This window comes from Rhodococcus sp. 06-418-5, from assembly GCF_002258285.1.
Classification (GTDB): domain Bacteria; phylum Actinomycetota; class Actinomycetes; order Mycobacteriales; family Mycobacteriaceae; genus Rhodococcoides.
Map to the genome: position 1 here is coordinate 30,551 of NZ_NOYE01000016.1, position 18,399 is coordinate 48,949.

Below are 18,399 nucleotides of genomic sequence, written 5' to 3' on the forward strand. Positions count from 1 at the left end.
CATGCCGCTGCCCACCAGTACATACCGGTTACAACTGCGGGGCGATGCCTTCACCCTTGCCGACGCCTCGGACGTGGTCGATTACCTGCACGACCTCGGGGTCACCCACCTCTACCTCTCGCCGATCCTGACGGCGACGGACGGGTCGACACACGGTTACGACGTCACCGACACCTCGACGGTCTCGGCCGCACTGGGAGGCCGAGAAGCATTGACGCAGTTGCATTCTCGTGCCGCCGAAGTGGGCATGGGGATCATCGTCGACATCGTGCCCAACCACGTAGGAGTGGAGGACCCGCGGCAGAACGCATGGTGGTGGGACGTACTTCGTCGCGGTCGTGACTCCGAGTACGCGACGTACTTCGACATCGACTTCGGAGCCGACAACGGCGTCGACGGCAAGATCGCCATCCCCGTTCTCGGGAGCGCGAGCGACGTCGGCGAGTTGACCGTCGACCGCTCCGAGGACCGACCTCTGCTCGCGTTCTACGAGCACCGCTTCCCCATCGCCGACGGCACCGACAGCGGCGATGCGCAGGCCGTACACGATCGCCAGTCGTACCGACTGGTGAGCTGGTCCGACGGGCTGATCGGGTACCGACGTTTCTTCTCGGTGAACGGTCTGGCGGGAATCCGGCAGGAAGACCTCGACGTCTTCACCGACTCCCATCGACAGGTGGCAAGTTGGATCGAGGACGGTCTGATCGACGGACTTCGCGTCGACCATCCCGACGGCCTGGCCGACCCCGCCGGCTACCTCACCGAGCTCCGCGGACTTCTCGGCCCCGACCGGTGGTTGGTCATCGAGAAGATCCTGGCCGACGGCGAACCGTTGGACGAATCGCTCCCCGTCGACGGGACGACCGGATACGACGCCTTGGCCGCGGTCGGCGGCGTGTTCGTCGACCCCGAGGGCGTGCATGCACTCACCGCGTTGTCGCAGGTGCGTTCGGGCATCGCCTACGACAGCGAGACGCTGCACGAGACCGAACTGGACCTCAAGACCGGGGTCGCCCGCGGCGATCTGTCCCCGGAGGTGCGACGCCTCGCGCGGGCCGTCGTGCGCGAATCGGGCACCACCGTCGATCTCGAGTCCGTCATCGACGCGATCGTCGCCGTCGTCGCGGCCGTCCCCGTCTACCGGACCGACTACGCGCCGCTCGCTCGCGTGCTGCCCGGAGTGATCGCGGAGATCGGCGAGGAGCAGCCCGAATTGGCAACCGGCCTCGGCGCGTTGACGACGGCTCTGATCAGCGGTGCCGAATCGTCGGTGCGCTTCGATCAGGTGTGCGGGGCCGTCACGGCCAAGGGTGTCGAGGACTGCCTGTTCTATCGTGCGAACCGGCTCATCTCGTTGCAGGAGGTCGGCGGTGATCCCAGCCGATTCGGTTGCAGCACCGAGTTCTTCCATCTCACCAATGCGGACCGCGCGAAGCGTTGGCCGGCGGCGATGACCACGCTGTCGACTCACGACACCAAGCGAGGCGAGGACGTGCGGGCACGCATCGGCGTGCTGTCGCAGACTCCTGAACTGTGGGCCCGCTGTATAACGGACTGGGAAGAACTGACCCCGAGTCCCGATGGCACCACCGGAATGTTTTTGTGGCAGAACCTGTTCGGAGTCTGGCCGACCGACGGGGTGGTCACGTCCTCGTTGCGTGAACGCGTCCACGCCTATGCGGAGAAGGCGATCCGCGAGGCCGCCCTTCGCACGACGTGGACCGACCCGGACGAGGAGTTCGAGTCCGCAGTACACAGCTGGCTCGACGCGATCTTCGACGGTGCCGTCGCGCGCTCGATGTCGATGCTCGTCGAGAAGCTCGCTCCGCACGGCCATTCCGACGCACTGGGTCAGAAACTGCTCAACCTGGCCGGGCCAGGCATCCCCGATGTGTACCAGGGCACCGAGTTGTGGGAGGACTCGCTCGTCGACCCCGACAACCGAAGGCCCGTCGACTACTCGGTGCGTCGGTCGATGCTCGCCGCGTCGAACACCGCTGCGCTCTCGATCGACACGGGTGCGGCCAAGCTCGCCGTCGTTCGCGCCGCACTGCACGTGCGACGCGAGCGGCCGAAGAGTTTCGTCGGCGGGACCTACACGCCCATCGTCGCGGACGGATCCGCAGCCGAGCACCTCGTCGGGTTCTCGCGTGGACCGGTTCCCGGAAACGCCGACGTGATCGCACTCGCCACGAGACTCTCGCTCGGCCTGTCCGAGCAGGGTTGGGGTGAGACATCCGTGGCCCTGCCCGACGGCCGTTGGCGCGACCGCATCACCGACGTCGAACACACCGGCACGGTGTCGGTGGCCGAGGTGTTCGCCTCACTCCCGGTCGCACTTCTGGTGCGCGACAACGAAGGAACGGTGGCACAGTGACGTCTTCCGCAGTGACATCACCGGCAACGACCCGTCGGTTCCAGGTCTGGGCACCGACCCCGGAGACGGTCCGCCTCCAGCTCGACGACACGGTGCATCCGATGCAGCGCTCCTCGAACGGATGGTGGCACGCCGATGTCGACGCCGCACCGAACTCTCGATACGGCTTCCTGCTCGACGACGCAGACAAGGCGCTGCCGGATCCGCGTTCGCCCCGGCAGCCCGACGGCGTACACGAGCTGTCGCAGGTCTTCGAAGTCGATCCGACGCTGTGGACCGACGCGGCCTGGACCGGACGGCAACTGCCCGGCTCGTCGATCTACGAGCTGCACATCGGCACGTTCACCGATGAGGGCACGTTCGACGCGGCCGTCGGCAAGCTCGATCATCTCGTCGATCTGGGCGTGACGTTCATCGAGATCATGCCGGTCAACGGGTTCAACGGCGTGCACAACTGGGGCTACGACGGCGTTCTCTGGTACACCGTGCACGAAGAGTACGGCGGCCCGGAAGGCTTGCAGCGCTTGGTCGATGCCTGCCATGGTCGCGGTATCGGTGTCGTTCTGGACGTGGTCTACAACCACCTCGGCCCGTCCGGAAACTACCTGGACCGCTTCGGCCCGTACATGACCGAGGGGGCCAACAGCTGGGGCCAGGCGATCAATTACGCCGAGGCCGATTCGGGCGAGGTGCGGCGCTATGCCCTCGACAACGCACTGCGTTGGTTCTCCGAGTTTCACATCGACGCACTGCGACTCGACGCGGTGCACGCGATCGTCGACCACACTGCGGTGCACCTGCTCGAGCAGCTGTCGATCGAAACCCGAAGTCTCTCGGCACATCTGGGTCGGCCACTGACCCTGATCGCCGAGAGCGACCTCAACGATCCGATGCTGATCACTGCTCGGTCGGGCGGCGGGTACGGACTCGACGCCCAGTGGGACGACGACATCCACCATGCCATCCACGCCGCGGTCTCCGGTGAGCGGCAGGGCTACTACGGCGATTTCGGTTCGCTGCAGGGGCTGGCGAACACGTTGCGGCAGGGGTTCTTCCACGCCGGAACGTACTCGAGTTTCCGTGGTCGCATCCACGGTCGACCACTGGACACCCGGCGCATCCCGGCCAGCTCCCTGGTGACCTACACGACCACACACGACCAGGTGGGCAACCGCGCGATCGGCGACCGTCCGGGCTTCTACCTCTCCCCCGGTCAGCTTGCGATCAAGGCCGCGCTCGTGCTGACCTCGCCCTACACCCCGATGCTGTTCATGGGCGAGGAATGGGGAGCGTCCACACCGTTCCAGTTCTTCACCTCGCACCCCGAGCCCGAGCTGGGCAAGGCCACGGCAGAGGGACGCAAGGCGGAGTTCGCCGAGCACGGGTGGGACAAGAGCGATATCCCGGATCCGCAGGATCCCGAGACGTTCACGCGGTCGAAGCTGAACTGGTCGGAGCTGGGCGACGGCGATCATGCGCGACTGTTGGCCGTCTATCGCGACTTGTTGCGGCTGCGCCGCGACCGGACCGAACTGACCGACCCGTGGCTCGACCACGTGAAGGTGGACTACGACGAGGACGCGCAGTGGATCGTCGTTCGTCGCGGCCGCATCAGCGTGGTGTGCAACCTGTCCGAATCCGCTGTGACGGTGCCGGTCGGCGGCTCCGCACTACTCGAGTGGGAGCCGACGACCTCGAACGAGACCGGCTCTGCCACCACGGTTCCCGGTCACTCCGTCGTCGTACTGGAGTCCTGACGCCTGCGTAGGTTGACCAGGACGAACACGGCGGTGACGGCGAGAACCACCGCGGTGGCGACGGCCGCGACATGCATGCCCGCTACGAAGGCAGCATGTGCGGAATCGAGCAGAACCGTCGCCACCGAGTCCGGCAATTCACGAGCCACGGCATCCGCGCCGCCGAGTGTTTCGCCTGCCTTGGCTCCGAGCTCGGGGGTCAGCTGGGTGACGTCGATTCCACGACGGAAGATGGCCATGACCACCGTGCCGAGTACGGCGACACCCAACGCGATGCCCAGCTCGTATGCGGTCTCCGACACTGCCGAGGCAGCTCCCGCTCGTTCGGGTTCGACGGAGCTGACGACCAACTCGGAGGTCAGTGTGAGCGCAACACCGACGCCTGCGCCCACGAGCACGAATCCGGCAATGAAGAGTGTCGGACCACTGTCCGTGGCCAAGCCGACCAAGATGCCTGCGCCCGCAGCCGCGACGAACATCGCGACACCGAGAACCGTTCCCGCGCTGAAGTACCGAACCAGGACCGCGACCAGCAACGACGTGACGATACTGGCGGCGGTGCCGGGCAGCAGCAACAGTCCCGCCTCGAGCGGACTGTTGCCGAGGACGAGCTGCAGGTACTGCGAACCGAAGAACAGCACCCCGGCGAGGGCGAAGACCGACAGGAAATTCGTGGCCACACCCGTCGAGAACGCTCGGTTGGCGAACAGCCGCAGGTCGATCATCGGGGCCGCGAGAGTTCGCTGCCGCCGCACGAACACGAACCCGGCGATGATGCCGATCACTGCGGAGACCAGATAGACCACGTCGAATCCGTGTGCCGCGGTCTCCTTCACCGCGAACACCACGGGCACGATGGCGAGCATCGACAGTGCCGAGCTCGTCAGGTCGAAGCGCCCCGGGTTCGGATCCTTGGACTCGGGGATGACCAGCGGCCCGAGAGCGATCAGCACGATCATCACGGGGATGTTGATGAGGAACACCGATCCCCACCAGTAGTGCTCGAGCAGCCAGCCTCCGACGAGCGGTCCCGCGGCGGCACCGCCACCGGCCATTGCGCCCCACACTCCGATGGCGGCGACGCGCTGACGCGGGTTCAGAAAGATGGTCCTGATCAAGCCGAGGGTCGCAGGCATCAGAGTTGCGCCGGAGATGCCCTGAAGCACCCGGGCCGCGATGAGCATCTCGGCGCTGGTCGAGACAGCGGCGACGAGCGAGGCAATACCGAAACCCGCGGCACCGATCAGCAGCAGTCGACGACGACCGATCCGATCGCCGAGTGTGCCCATGGTGATGAGCAGGCCGGCCAGGACGAACGAGTAGACGTCGATGATCCACAGCAGCTGGTTGCTGGTCGGTGCCAGGTCGGAGCTGATGAAGGGCAGAGCCAGATCGAGGACCGTGCCGTCGACGGCGATGAGCAACACGGCGAATGCCAGAACCACCAGACCCAGCCAGTCCTTCGGGGTGGCTCGGTGCTCGGATGCTCCGGTCGCCTCGTGCACCGAACCGGTGCGCATGTCACTCACTGCTGCTCCTACGTTCTGCGCTCGGTGACCGGAACTGGTCCCGAAGCGACGACGAGTACCGACCGTCCAGCCGGTACAGTGATCGAGCGTACCTCCAACCGTCCAGCCGGTAAAGTGACATTCATGTCATCGGACACTCGCGACCGGATACTCGACGCACTCGAAGCGATGCTGATCGAACACGGCTTGACCAAAGTGACCCTCGACAGCGTCGCCGCCGCCGCAGGCGTCTCCAAGGGCGGGCTGCTCTATCACTTCAAGACCAAGGACGCGCTGATTGCCGCTATGGTGCGACGACTCGGTGCCCAGGCCGATCAGCAGCGCGCCGACGCCGCAGCAGGCGGCACCTCGGTGGCCGAATGGTATCTGCAACCACCCGACTCCATCTCCGAGAAGGAGATCGCCCTGTATCGATCGACCCTGGCCGCGTTGCGCAGCGTCGACGGCAATTCCGGCGAGGTGCAAGATGCCGTCACCGAGATGATGCGGTTGTGGGACGAGGGTCTTCGCACCGAAATCGACGATCCGGTTCAGGCCGAGATCATCCGACTCGTCGGTGACGGCATCTACCTCGGAGCCCTTCTCGATCTCCCGGGCGTCGACCCCGACCTGCACCGACAGGTGGTCGATCGCCTTCTCGGCCGGTGACTGCGCGCCGACAGGCCCGGCGCGCCGGATCAGGTCAGGTAGCGGTAGACCGGTGAACCCGGCTCCAACTGCTCGACGTGCAGGTGAGAATCCCGCATACGTTCGAGCAGCGGGCTCAATCCGCTCGCGAACCCGAGTTCGATGCCGACCAGAGCAGCACCGGTCTCGCGGTTGTTGCGCTTGACGTACTCGAACAGTGTGATGTCGTCCTCGGGGCCGAGCACCTCGTCGAGGAATCGGCGAAGCGCACCGGGTTCTTGGGGGAAGTCCACCAGGAAGTAGTGCTTGAGCCCCAGGTGAACCAGAGAACGCTCGAGGATCTCGCCGTAACGGGAGACGTCGTTGTTGCCACCGGACACCAGGCAGACGACGGTACTTCCGGGGGCGATGTCGAGGTGCTCGAGCGCAGCAACCGCGAGTGCGCCCGCGGGCTCGGCGATGACACCCTCGTTCTGGTACAGAGCCAGCATCGCGGTGCAGATCGCGCCCTCGTCGATCTGCGTGACCAAGAACGCACCGGGACCCGCGCTGTCGAACACCGGCGCAGTGAGCAATGGCAACGACGCGTGCGAGACGACGGTGGCACCCAACGACCGGAGCGCCGCATACGGCACGTCCCCGATGCGGCGGACCGCGGCACCGTCGACGAACGGATCGATGTCGGCGAGCGTGACCGGACCACCGGCGATCAGTGCGGCGGTCATCGATGCGGCACCGGACGGCTCGACGCCCACCAGCGAGGTCTGCGGTGCGCGCTCGCGCAGGTAGCTCGAGATGCCCGCGATGCATCCGCCGCCGCCGACGGGCTTGACGACGACGTCCGGCGCGCCACCGAGCTGGTCGACTATTTCGGCAGCGATGGTGCCCTGGCCGGCGACGGTACGGGGGTCGTCGAACGGAGGCACCATGGTGGCACCGGTACGAGCGACATCCTCGGCAGCAGCTGCTGCCGCGGCATCGAACGTGTCGCCGATGACGATGAGGTCGACGAACTCGCCGCCGTGCACGCGGATGCGGTCACGCTTCTGCTTGGGAGTGTTGGCCGGAACGTAGATGCGACCGCGGACCTGCATCGTGCGGCACGCGAATGCGACGCCCTGCGCGTGGTTGCCCGCGCTCGCCGTCACCACGCCCACCGCACGCTCGGCCTCGGTCAGCTGGTCCATCAGGTTGTATGCGCCGCGAATCTTGTACGACCGCACGATCTGCAGGTCCTCGCGCTTGAGGTAGACCTTCGCGCCCGTCTCCGCGGACAGCCGTTCGCACAGCTGCAGGGGTGTCGCAGCAACCACCGAAGAAATACGCACCGCAGCGGCATCGATGTCGGCAGCGGTGACGGCTACCGAGGGTGAATGCTGGGAGGCGAGTTCAGGGGATGAAGACACCAGCACATGCTGCCACCAGCGTGGAACGGTTGCCCATCCGGGACCGCTCCACGACCGGACCGACGGCGTTTCAGACGCGGGAGAGTACGAGCACAGGTATCTCGCGGTCGGTCTTCTTCTGGTACTCCGCGTAGTCGGGGTACGCGGCAACCGAGCGTTCCCACCACACTGCCTTCTCGTCGCCGGTCACCTCGCGGGCGATGTAGTCGTGCTTGTCCGGACCGTCCTGCAGCTCGACGAGCGGCTCGGCCTTGACGTTGTGATACCAGACCGGGTGCTTCGGGGCACCGCCGAGGGAGGCAACGATGGCGTACTCACCATCGTGTTCGACTTTCATCAGCGGTGACTTGCGCAGCTTTCCGCTCTTGTTGCCCTTCGTGGTCAGCAGCACCACCGGCATCCCGTTCATCGTCGTGCCTTCGGTTCCGCCGGAGTTCTCGTACAGCTCGGCCTGCTTGCGGGCCCAGTCGGATGAACTCGGTTCGTATTCTCCTGTCAATGGCATGGCTTTCAGTCAACACCTCGAGGCGTCGGCACGCCACGAGATCATCGACATTGCCAGGTCCGGACCCCAAGTTCGGCCCACCGAATCTTTTGCGGGTATAGTCTGAACTTCCTGCAGCGGAGACCCGAACCTGCCGGTGGCACCAGAGGAGAACGCGATGACCTACACGAGCACCCAGGTGAGCCGTCGACCCGCTCCGGCCCTACGTACCGCGGACGTGGCGGGCATCGCGTGGCCCGTCTACAAGCTCGAGGCCCTCGCACTCGGGTTCATCGTGTTCACTGCGACGCTCGTCGTCGCCGGCTCCCTGCACGCAGCAGTGCTGGCCGGCGCAGCAGTCGCCGTACTCACCTGGTGGACGCTGCGCCTGACCGAGCTGGGTTCGACCGGACCGGCGTCAGCCCGTCAGGCAGCCCGGGCCGAGTAGCGCTTTCAGGTCCCCCATCAACGCCGATGTCGGCGTGACGCGCAGACTGTCGTCCAGCTTCATCGTGGTGATCTTGTCGCCACTGACCAAGCGCAGGTGCACATCCGAGGTTCCCGGGTGGCTCGACAGCACCCGCTTGAGGGCACCGACCTTGTCCGCCGTGCACAACCGAGTCGGCAGACTCACCGCGAGTGGCTTGTCGATGCCGATCGCGGACAGATCGGGTACCGCAAGATCGTTGGCGATCAACGAGATTCGATCGTCGCGCACCGACACGCGGCCCTTGACGAGTACCACCGAGTCCTCGGTGACATCGGCACCGAACACCGAGTACGCCTGGGGGAAGAACAGCACCTCGATACCGCCGGCGAGGTCCTCGAGCTGAGCCGACGCCCACGTCAGGCCGTTCTTGTTGATCCGACGATTCACCGAAGCCAGAATGCCGCCGACGGTGACCTGTGTGCCGTCCTTGATGTCACCCTCGAGGATGGTGGGGATGTTGCAGTCGGACTTCGCGGCGAGCATGTGCTCGACGCCCAGCAGCGGGTGTCCCGAGACGTACAGGCCGAGCATCTCGCGTTCGAGGGCGAGCCGATGCTTGGATTCCCACTCCTCGTCCGGCACCCGAACGTTGAACACGGCGGAGATGGACTCGTCGGCATCCTCGCCGCCGAACAGATCGAACTGACCGATCGCCTCGGCCTTCTTCGTGCCCATCACCGCGTCGATGGCGTCGGCGTGGATGAGCATCAGGCCCTTGCGGGGATGATCGAGTGAGTCGAAGGCACCTGCCTTGATGAGGGATTCGGTGACCTTCTTGCTGCACGCGATCGCATCGATCTTGCCGAGGTAGTCGGAGAAGTCGGTGTACTTGGACTTCTCCGATCGCGCCCTGATGATCGAGGCGACAACGTTGGTACCGACGTTGCGGACGGCACCGAGCCCGAACCGGATGTCCTTGCCCACCGACGCGAAGTTGAGTTCGGATTCGTTGACGTCCGGTGGCAGCACCGTGATGCCCAGCTTGCGGCAATCGGCGAGGTAGATCGCGGCCTTGTCCTTGTCGTCGCCGACACTGGTGAGCAGTCCGGCCATGTACTCGGCCGGGTAGTTGGCCTTGAGATATGCCGTCCAGTACGACACCAGGCCGTAGCCCGCGGAGTGAGACTTGTTGAACGCGTAGCCCGCGAAGGGCAGCACGGTGTCCCACAGAGCCTTGATGGCCGCCTCGGAGAAGTCGTTGTCCAACATGCCCTGCCGGAACCCGGCGTAGGCCTTCTCCAGCTCGGAGAGCTTCTTCTTGCCCATGGCGCGACGCAGCAGGTCGGCCTGGCCGAGGGTGTAGCCGGCCACCTTCTGCGCCAGCTGCATGATCTGCTCCTGGTAGACCACCAGGCCGTAGGTCTCGCCGAGAATCACCTTGAGCGGCTCTTCGAGCTCCGGGTGAATCGGCTTGACCTCTTGCCTTCCGTTCTTGCGGTCGGCGTAATCGTTGTGCGAGTTCATGCCCATCGGACCCGGCCGATACAGGGCAAGGACGGCGACGATGTCCTCGAAGCCGGTGGGCTGCATCCGGCGGAGCAGATCGCGCATGGCGCTGCCGTCGAGCTGGAAGACGCCGAGAGTGTCTCCGCGAGAGAGCAAGTCGAAGGTCGCCGGATCGTCGAGCGGGAGCGCGTCGAGGTCGATGTCGATGCCGCGGTTGGCCTTGATGTTGTCGATGGCGTCACCGATGACGGTGAGGTTGCGCAGACCCAGGAAGTCCATCTTGAGCAGACCGATGGCCTCGCACGACGGGTAGTCCCAGCCGGTGATGATCGCGCCGTCCTGCGCGCGCTTCCACACCGGAATGGCATCGGTGAGCGGCTCGGACGACATGATGACCGCGCAGGCGTGCACGCCCGCGTTGCGGATCAGGCCCTCGAGCCCCTTGGCCGTCTTGTAGATGGTCGCGACGTCGGGGTTTGAGTCGATCAGGGCCCTGACCTCGACGGCTTCCTTGTAGCGCTCGTGCGCCGGGTCGGTGATGCCGGCCACGGAGATGTCCTTGGCCATGATGGGCGGCGGCAGCGCCTTGGTGATCTGATCGGCGATTCCGAACCCGGGCTGGCCGAACTGCACGCGCGCGGAATCCTTGATGGCGGCCTTGGTCTTGATGGTGCCGAACGTGATCACCTGGGCCACTCGATCGCTGCCCCACTTCTCGGTGGCGTAGCGGACCATCTCACCGCGGCGACGATCGTCGAAGTCGATATCGATATCGGGCATCGACACGCGCTCGGGGTTGAGAAATCGCTCGAACAGCAGACCGTGCGGCAATGGATCGATGTTGGTGATACCCATCGCGTACGCGACGAGAGAGCCCGCGGCCGAGCCTCGACCGGGCCCGACGCGGATGCCGACGGCCTTGGCGTGGTTGATCAGGTCGCCGACGACGAGGAAGTACGCCGGGAAGCCCATCTCGAGAATGACCTTGATCTCGTACTCCGCGCGCGCGAGGTAGTCCTCGCCCGGGCCGTCGGGGAACCGCCGCTCGAGCCCGGTCATGACCTCGTGGCGCAACCACGTGCCCTGCGTGTGCCCCTCGGGCACGGGGAAGATCGGCATCCGGTCGCGGTGCGCCCACACCTCGTCGTAGGGCTGCACCCGCTCGGCGATGAGCAGGGTGCTGTCGCATGCACCGGGCACCTGATCGTCCCAGAGCTCGCGCATTTCGGCGGCGGACTTGAGGTAGTAGCCGTCACCGTCGAACTTGAAGCGGGTGGGGTCGCTGAGCGTCTTACCGGTCTGGATGCACAGCAGCGCCTCGTGGTTCTCGGCGGCGTCCTTGGTGACGTAGTGGCAGTCGTTGGTCGCCAGCGGCGGGATCGAGAGCTTCTTGCCGATGTCGAGCAGACCTTCGCGGACGCGTCGCTCGATGGACAGACCGTGATCCATCAGCTCCAGGAAGAAGTTGTCCGGCCCCCAGATCTCGCGCCACTTCGCGGCAGCCTCCAGCGCCTCACGATCCTGGCCCAGTCGCAGGCGAGTCTGCACCTCCCCCGACGGGCAGCCGGTGGTGGCGATGATGCCCTCGGCGTGCGAGGCGATGATCTCCTCGTCCATCCGGGCCCACTTGCCCAGCTGCCCTTCGATGGAAGCGAGGGAGGACAGCTTGAACAGGTTGCGAACTCCGGTGGCGTTCTCGGCGACCATCGTCATGTGCGTGTACGCACCGCTACCGGAGACGTCGTCGGACTTCTGGCTGCGGTCGCCCCACAGCACGCGCTTCTTGTTGAAGCGAGACTCCGGAGCGATGTAGGCCTCGATGCCGATGATCGGCTTGATTCCGGCCTTCTTGGCCTCGTTGTAGAACTCGCTGGCCCCGTACATGTTGCCGTGGTCGGTCATGCCGACTGCCGTCATCTCCAACCGCGCCGCCTCGGCGAACATCGCCCCGATCTTGGCGGCACCGTCGAGCATCGAATATTCGGTGTGGTTGTGCAGATGAACGAACGAATCGGCCACGAAGGTTCTCTCCTGAAGGTCGTGCGTTGTCGACAGTACGAGCCGCGAACGTACTCACTGTAAGCGGTCGAACCGACAGATTTTCCACGCTGCCGGTGTGTCCTGGGAGGACGTGACGGGTGTGACGGATGCGACGAGAAATCGCCTCATTCGGTCGGCACGAGACCGTCGTCCGGAAGCGGCCCGACGACGTCGACGTACTCCGGCAGAAGCGGCTCGACCGCGAACTTGCCGGACACCGCATCCGGCGGAAGAGCTTGCACCGCTCGCACATCGGGCCGGCCGGCCAGCTCGGTCAACTCGGCAGGGGTCCCGCGCACCACCACTGTCACCACACAGGCGCACCCGTCGAGCAGACGTCGCTGCGACACTGCGGCGATCTGCGTCTGCCGGTCCCCCACCCCGAACGACGCCGCCGCCAGGCTCGCTGCACGCGCGGTCGAATTCAGTACCGAGCGCTCACTGCCGGGTACACCCACGGTGAGTATCGGAGTCTGCACGCGGTCGAGCGGAACACGCACCAACACCTGCGAGATACGGACCCCGTCGGCGACGGTACGAACCTGCTCGGCGGTGAGTTCGCGATCGAACGACACCGAGCCCCATCGAGGTTCGGTGGTGTCGCTGCGCAGACTCTCCTCGGCGCGGGCCAGGTACTCGGCCACCTGCTCGCCACTGTCCGGGCCGAGGCGGTCGGTACTCACGATCGACTGTCGTACCGGATTCAGGTGCCCGATCACGGCGAGCGCCCCGATCACGAGTGCCGCGACAACGACGCCGCCGAGCACTCCGGAGACTCCCCTGCTGCGCATCACGCCTTCCGAAGCACCTCGAGTGCGTGCTCGAGGTCGGCCGGATACTTGCTCTCGATCTCGACCCAGCGGCCGTCGGACGGATGCGCGAAGCCGAGCGAGCGAGCGTGCAGCCACTGCCGTTCCAGGCCCAACCGTTCGGCCAGCCGTGGATCGGCTCCGTAGGTCAGATCACCGCAGCACGGATGCCGCAGCGCCGAGAAGTGCACCCTGATCTGGTGCGTACGACCGGTTTCCAGGTGCACGTCCAGCAAGCTCGCGGCCTGGAACGCCTCGACCGTGTCGTAGTGGGTGACGCTGGGCTTGCCGTCGGCTCGGACGGCGAACTTCCAGTCGTTGCTGCCGTGTCGACCGATCGGGGCATCGATAGTTCCACTGCTCGGATCCGGGTGGCCCTGCACCAGTGCGTGGTAGCGCTTGTCGATGGTCCGCGCCTTGAACGCCCGCTTGAGCACGGTGTACGCCCGCTCGGACGTGGCGACCACCATGACCCCGGACGTGCCGACGTCGAGGCGATGGACGATGCCCTGCCGCTCGTGCGCACCGGAGGTCGAAATACGGAATCCGGCGGCCGCGAGACCACCGATGACGGTGGGGCCGGTCCAGCCGACACTGGCGTGCGCAGCGACCCCGACCGGCTTGTCCACGGCCACGATGTCGTCGTCGGCGTAGAGGATTTCCATCCCCTCGACCGGCTCCGCCTCGATCGTCAGCTCACGGGCGGGCTCGGGCAGCGTCACCTCGAGCCACGAACCGGCGGCCAGCCGGTCGGACTTGCCGACGGCACCGTGATCGACCAGAACCGAGCCCTCCTCGGCGAGGGTCGCGGCGACGGTACGCGAGAGCCCGAGCAGCCGAGCCAGACCGGCGTCCACCCGCATTCCGTCCAGGCCGTCGGGGACGGGCATCGAGCGCGATTCCCTCACTTGTCGGCCTCGCCTGCGGCGTCGGAACTCGACTTGCCGGCTCGTTCACCGTTCGGCTCGAACCCGAACAGGCTCAGGACGACGAGCAGGATGGCACCACAGACGATGGACGAGTCGGCCACGTTGAACACCGGCCACCAGCCCACCGACACGAAGTCGACGACGTGTCCCTGGAACGGGCCGGGTGCACGGAAGAAGCGGTCGATCAGGTTGCCGAGTGCGCCGCCGAGAACGAGACCCAATCCCAGTGCCCACCACGGCGATCGCAGCGTCCGACCGATCTTGATCACCCCGATGACGACCGCGACGGCCACGACCGTGAGCAACCAGGTCATTCCGGTGGCCATCGAGAACGCCGCACCGGGATTGCGTACCAGCCGCAGCGTCACGACGTCTCCGACGATCTCGATCGGGTTGCCGGGCTCGACGTAGTGCACGACCAGAATCTTGGTCACGAGATCGAAGAGAAGAATCACGGCCGCGATCACGATCAGCAACCGCGTCTTGAGCGGCTTCGAAAGTCCGATCTCGGCGCTGTCGGCTTCGGTCACCTGCGAGTCCGCGGTCTCGTTCGGTGCCGGAACACTACTCGTCTCGGCTGGCGGATCGTCGGCGCGGTCTTCACTCACCTGTCCATCATGGCGTATGGACGGCGGTGGGTCCTCATCCGTGCCGCGCACCACCGGTCACCGCGGGCGGTGTCAGTAGCCTGGTGCGCGTGAAGACGACCGATCGAAACCGCACCGTCCGCTCCGGTTTTCTCGCTGCCTGCTGTGCAGTGGCACTCGTCGCCGGATGTTCGAGCACCGACGCCGACACCGATCCAGCTCCCGATCAGGCCGCGTCCTCGAACGAGGTGACGATCGCCGTGACACCGACGACCACGACGGTCGTCGACCCCGGTGCCGAGCCACGGCGCGTGCTGGCTTTCGACACCTCCGACTCCGACGAGCAGACCGTGGACCTGACCACCACATCCACCGTGTCGCAGCAGATCGACAACGGTGCTCCGCAGGACTTCTCGAGTCCCGATCTGACCGTGCCCCTGTCCGCGTCGACGTCCGAGACCGTGCCGGACGACGACGCTGCTACCGGCGCGACCCGATCCGTCGAGCTCACCATCGGAGCTGCGACGTCACCCGACGAGGGACTGACCGACGCACTCGCCGCCTCCGAGGGCTCGACGGCGCGGCTGGCGAGCACCGACTCCGGAGCTATCACCGCACTGCACATCACCCCCGCCGACGCCGCGCTCGATACCGCCCGCGCGGCGATCGAACGGTCGTTGAACGCCGCGGTGTACCGCTCCGTCGACTTCCCCGACGCAGAGGTGGGAGTGGGCGCGGTATGGACGGTCGATCAGCAGGTACTGAGCGGCATCACGTTGAACCAGCGCAGCACTGTCACGCTGCGAGCGCTCGACGGTGACCGAGCGACCCTGGACGTCGCGATCACCCAGACGCCCGAATCGTCGACATGGAACCTGCCGGACAACGCCGGCACACTGAACATCGCGACGTACACCTTCACCGGCTCGGGAACGCTGGAGATCGATCTGACCCGTCCACTCCCCGTCGGCGGGTCGATCACTGCAGGTGGTGAGCAGATGTACACCGATCCCGACAGCACGACGGTGCTGCGCCAGACCGTCGGAGACTCCATCGGCTGGGCTGCCCGATGACGGCGCGGACCACGACGCAGCTGCTGGCGGCGCTGGCGCTGGTCGGCGTCGCCGCGGCCGGGTGCGGTGCAGACGAGCCTGCCCCGAGCCCTGCAGCCGCACCCAGCTCCGTCCCCGCGCCCGATCCTGTGCTCGGCACCCCCATCACCGACTCCGGCGTCCTGGTCGCGGCGATGTTGGGTCTCGGCGACCTCCCGGACGGGTTCTCCTCGATCCCCGACCCGGTCCAGGATCTGGGGCTCGACCCGGCTCCCGAGTACGACTCCCCCGACAGGTCCGGTACCGACCCGGCCGAATGCGCCGCTGTCCTGGCTCCGATCTCGGAGCAGCGGGGCGGGGCGACGTCTACCGCAGTCGCCCGCTTCTCGGGACCGAACTTCTCGTCGATCGACGAGGATGCGGCGAGCTACTCCGATACGGGCACGGCCGAGGCGTTCACGGCGATTCAGCAGGCGTGGGCGGGGTGCACGACGTTCAGTGGTACGGATGCGGACGGTGTGAGCGTCGACTATTCGCTGGCAGGCCGGGAGCAGTCGTCGGTCGGTGACGCATCGGCCTCGGTACGCCTGACCACCAGCAGTGAAGGGTTCACCTTGATCTCCGACGTGGTGGTGGCCGTGGTCGATTCGACGGTCGTCCAGATCGTCGTCTCCGATCGGAGTGGCCTGGAACCCGATACGGTCACCGCTGTCGCCGAGGCGGCCGTCGAGCGCATTCGATCGGTCACACCGAGCATGTGAACCGGGCGGTCGTCCCACGAAAAACTGCCGGTGACACATCCCCGAGGGGACATGTCACCGGCAGTTCTACTGTCGGTCAGAGACGATCGGCAGGACTCAGGGTGCGGGGCACGCCGGGCTGGTCAGCTGAGCGAGCGAGACGATGCCGCAGGCGTTCTCCTTGGAGAGCTTCCACACGCCGTCCTCGGGGACGAACTGGAAGGTGCCGGGGTTGGCCTGGCCGTTGAGCGTGATCGTGATGCCGGCATTGAGAACGCCGGTGCCGAGATCGTCGATGCTGGTGATCTCGATCTGGGCGTTGTTGGCCACTGCAGCGGCGGCGACCTGGTTGATCAGATCCGGATCGGCGGATGCACCCTGGATCAGGGCGGCCTTCTCCTCGACCGGAACGTTGGGATCGAGCCCGCGGGCGAGCTCGGCGTTCAGCTCTTCGACGGTCGGAACGGGGGGGTACGCACCGGCGTCGGGAGCGGCAACCGCAGAGGTGGTGACAGCCGTCGTGGTCGCGGTCGGCTCGTCACCGCCTTCCGAGCTGCAGGCGGTCATGGTGAGCGCTGCGGCGATGGCGATGCCGGCAACCATTGCCCGTCGGGTGTTGCGAAGCTTCAAGTGCTTGTCCTTTTCACTCTGAGTCACATCTCGATCGTTCTGTGACTCGTCGGTCGTCTGGAATGGGGTCGTCTCGGACCTGGTCCACTATGTCAGCTCGACACGCCCGAGTCACAACGCGATCGGCATACCTGTGAAACCTCACAGAGTTTCCTCAGCCAGGCCACAACTCACTCGAGGCTGTCGAGAACGTCGGCGACGACCAGGTTCTCGTCCGATTCCGCGAAGGTACGCGCGATTCCCGGCCCGGTGGTGCGAGTCTCGAATCTGACGGTCACCACCGAGTGACCGGCCCCCTGCACCCAGCCGTGGCCGAAGTCGGGATGCCGCACATCCATACCCGGCTGCCACCGAGGGCCTTCCGGGACGACGACATCGGCGGCGGCCTCGATCGGGGCGGGCGACTCCTCGGTCGCATCGGCGACCGGCTCGTACTCCAGTTCGGGAAACAGCGATCCCTGCCGAACGGCCGACAGCCCGGCCAATCCGACCCCGACCAGCCTGATCGGACCGACATCGACCGGATCGACGGCAAGCCGCTGCGCCGTTGCCACGATGGTCTGCTTGTCCACCGTGGCGTACGGCAACGTGGCCGATCGAGTGATGATGCTCATGTCGGACTTGCGTAGTTTGAGTACCACCGTCCTGGCACCCCGACCGTCCTTCAGCAATCGGCGATGCGTCGAGTCGACGATGGACTCGATGGCCGGGCGAAGCTGCGCGAGAGAGATCAGGTCCTGGGCGAACGTCGTCTCGGCGCTGACCTGTTTGGCCTCGGCACGCTCGGCCACGACTCGATTGTCGATTCCGCGTGCGAGCTGATGCAGGCTCGGTCCCATCGTCGCCCCGAGGATCGATGCCACCTCGGACTCGGGCGTGGCCACGAACTTGCCGATGGTGTCGATGCCCAACCGCCGCAAACGCTCTCCCGCCACCGGTCCGATCCCCCACAGCTTCCGCACCGGAAGAGCCGCCATCAGCTCGGCCTGAATTCCCGGAGCGACGACGGTCATGCCGTCGGGCTTGGCCAGTCCCGACGCGATCTTGGCGATCTGTTTTCCGGATCCGGCACCGATCGAGGCGACCAGCCCGGTCTCGGCGAGAATCAGTGCGCGCAGGCCGGCGCAGAACTGCTCCACCTCGCGAACCGTCGCCCCGGCCAGTTCGAGCGGCTCACCGAACGCCTCGTCGATCGAGAGTTGCTCGAGGACGGGCATGGGTCCCCGCAGTGCCTCGAAGGCGCGTCGGCTCAGCTCCGAGTAGAGAACGAACCGCGGCGGCAACACCACGGCCCCGGCCCCCACCAGTCGGCGAGCCTGATGCATCGGCATGGCCGAGCGCGCTCCGAACGCGCGGGCCTGGTAGCTGCAACCGGCCACCACTCCCCGCCCGCCCGCGCCACCGACGAGAACCGGGCGGCCCCGCAACGTGGGTCGCGTCAACTGTTCGGCGGAGGCGAAGAACGCGTCCATGTCCAGGTGCAGCACCCATCGACG

At 66.2% G+C, this 18,399-nt stretch carries 15 protein-coding genes; 6 read left to right on the forward strand and 9 right to left on the reverse strand.

Annotated elements, in window-relative coordinates; genetic code table 11:
- Window position 1 precedes the first annotated feature (1 nt).
- Complete coding sequence (treY, locus tag CH274_RS12410; protein ID WP_094657623.1) at window positions 2-2,377, forward strand: malto-oligosyltrehalose synthase; 2,376 nt, start codon at window positions 2-4, stop codon at window positions 2,375-2,377.
- Complete coding sequence (gene treZ, locus CH274_RS12415; RefSeq protein WP_256993565.1) at window positions 2,374-4,134, forward strand: malto-oligosyltrehalose trehalohydrolase; 1,761 nt, start codon at window positions 2,374-2,376, stop codon at window positions 4,132-4,134. The genes treY and treZ overlap by 4 nt, the downstream gene beginning before the upstream one ends.
- Here treZ and CH274_RS12420 read toward each other — a convergent pair.
- Window positions 4,107-5,654, reverse strand: coding sequence for an MFS transporter (locus CH274_RS12420; RefSeq protein ID WP_094657625.1), 1,548 nt, complete (start codon window positions 5,652-5,654; stop codon window positions 4,107-4,109). The two genes, treZ and CH274_RS12420, sit on opposite strands and share 28 nt — an antisense overlap.
- 132 nt (window positions 5,655-5,786) lie before the next feature.
- Between CH274_RS12420 and CH274_RS12425 the strand changes: the two genes are divergently transcribed.
- Window positions 5,787-6,311 (forward strand): TetR/AcrR family transcriptional regulator, encoded by a 525-nt coding sequence (locus tag CH274_RS12425; protein WP_032394688.1) that lies wholly within the window; start codon window positions 5,787-5,789, stop codon window positions 6,309-6,311.
- Window positions 6,312-6,340: 29 nt separating this feature from the next.
- Here the strand turns inward: CH274_RS12425 and ilvA are convergent, their stop codons facing one another.
- Both ilvA and CH274_RS12435 read right to left on the reverse strand, forming a co-directional pair.
- Window positions 6,341-7,696: a threonine ammonia-lyase IlvA gene (gene ilvA, locus CH274_RS12430; protein ID WP_094658008.1), complete on the reverse strand. Its 1,356-nt coding sequence runs from the start codon at window positions 7,694-7,696 to the stop codon at window positions 6,341-6,343.
- 70 nt (window positions 7,697-7,766) lie between these two features.
- Window positions 7,767-8,201: a nitroreductase family deazaflavin-dependent oxidoreductase gene (locus CH274_RS12435; RefSeq protein ID WP_032394369.1), complete on the reverse strand. Its 435-nt coding sequence runs from the start codon at window positions 8,199-8,201 to the stop codon at window positions 7,767-7,769.
- A gap of 157 nt (window positions 8,202-8,358) precedes the next feature.
- Between CH274_RS12435 and CH274_RS12440 the strand changes: the two genes are divergently transcribed.
- Window positions 8,359-8,628 (forward strand): hypothetical protein, encoded by a 270-nt coding sequence (locus tag CH274_RS12440; RefSeq protein WP_045194929.1) that lies wholly within the window; start codon window positions 8,359-8,361, stop codon window positions 8,626-8,628.
- Here the strand turns inward: CH274_RS12440 and dnaE are convergent.
- From dnaE to lspA, 4 genes are all read right to left on the reverse strand, one after another.
- Window positions 8,599-12,135: a DNA polymerase III subunit alpha gene (gene dnaE / locus CH274_RS12445; protein ID WP_032394370.1), complete on the reverse strand. Its 3,537-nt coding sequence runs from the start codon at window positions 12,133-12,135 to the stop codon at window positions 8,599-8,601. The genes CH274_RS12440 and dnaE overlap by 30 nt on opposite strands.
- Before the next feature lie 146 nt (window positions 12,136-12,281).
- Window positions 12,282-12,947 (reverse strand): hypothetical protein, encoded by a 666-nt coding sequence (locus CH274_RS12450; RefSeq protein ID WP_094657626.1) that lies wholly within the window; start codon window positions 12,945-12,947, stop codon window positions 12,282-12,284.
- Window positions 12,947-13,873 carry an RluA family pseudouridine synthase gene (locus tag CH274_RS12455; protein ID WP_032394372.1) on the reverse strand — a complete coding sequence of 309 codons (927 nt, stop codon included), beginning with the start codon at window positions 13,871-13,873 and terminating at the stop codon, window positions 12,947-12,949. The genes CH274_RS12450 and CH274_RS12455 overlap by 1 nt, the downstream gene beginning before the upstream one ends.
- Window positions 13,870-14,502: a signal peptidase II gene (gene lspA / locus CH274_RS12460; RefSeq protein ID WP_094631690.1), complete on the reverse strand. Its 633-nt coding sequence runs from the start codon at window positions 14,500-14,502 to the stop codon at window positions 13,870-13,872. Before lspA ends, CH274_RS12455 begins: the two co-directional genes overlap by 4 nt.
- A gap of 89 nt (window positions 14,503-14,591) precedes the next feature.
- Here lspA and CH274_RS12465 point away from each other — a divergent pair, with 89 nt between their 5' ends.
- On the forward strand, window positions 14,592-15,554 hold the full coding sequence (locus tag CH274_RS12465) for a hypothetical protein (RefSeq protein WP_256993566.1): 963 nt from the start codon (window positions 14,592-14,594) through the stop codon (window positions 15,552-15,554).
- On the forward strand, window positions 15,551-16,294 hold the full coding sequence (locus CH274_RS12470) for a hypothetical protein (RefSeq protein WP_094657627.1): 744 nt from the start codon (window positions 15,551-15,553) through the stop codon (window positions 16,292-16,294). Before CH274_RS12465 ends, CH274_RS12470 begins: the two co-directional genes overlap by 4 nt.
- 96 nt (window positions 16,295-16,390) lie before the next feature.
- Here the strand turns inward: CH274_RS12470 and CH274_RS12475 are convergent, their stop codons facing one another.
- Window positions 16,391-16,876, reverse strand: coding sequence for a hypothetical protein (locus CH274_RS12475; protein WP_176459229.1), 486 nt, complete (start codon window positions 16,874-16,876; stop codon window positions 16,391-16,393).
- Between the two features lie 197 nt (window positions 16,877-17,073).
- Entirely contained in the window at window positions 17,074-18,375 is a 1,302-nt protein-coding gene (locus CH274_RS12480) for a DNA polymerase IV (protein WP_441346938.1), read from the reverse strand.
- Window positions 18,376-18,399: the final 24 nt, after the last annotated feature.

Coding starts and splice junctions, on each gene's coding strand:
- CH274_RS12420 (WP_094657625.1), bottom strand. CDS start 5,654: ATGCGCACCGGTTCGGTGCACGAGGCGACCGGAGCATCCGAGCACCGA.
- CH274_RS12435 (WP_032394369.1), bottom strand. CDS start 8,201: ATGCCATTGACAGGAGAATACGAACCGAGTTCATCCGACTGGGCCCGC.
- CH274_RS12440 (WP_045194929.1), top strand. CDS start 8,359: ATGACCTACACGAGCACCCAGGTGAGCCGTCGACCCGCTCCGGCCCTA.
- treY (WP_094657623.1), top strand. CDS start 2: ATGCCGCTGCCCACCAGTACATACCGGTTACAACTGCGGGGCGATGCC.
- CH274_RS12470 (WP_094657627.1), top strand. CDS start 15,551: ATGACGGCGCGGACCACGACGCAGCTGCTGGCGGCGCTGGCGCTGGTC.
- CH274_RS12425 (WP_032394688.1), top strand. CDS start 5,787: ATGTCATCGGACACTCGCGACCGGATACTCGACGCACTCGAAGCGATG.
- CH274_RS12475 (WP_176459229.1), bottom strand. CDS start 16,876: ATGGTTGCCGGCATCGCCATCGCCGCAGCGCTCACCATGACCGCCTGC.
- CH274_RS12450 (WP_094657626.1), bottom strand. CDS start 12,947: ATGCGCAGCAGGGGAGTCTCCGGAGTGCTCGGCGGCGTCGTTGTCGCG.
- CH274_RS12480 (WP_441346938.1), bottom strand. CDS start 18,375: ATGGACGCGTTCTTCGCCTCCGCCGAACAGTTGACGCGACCCACGTTG.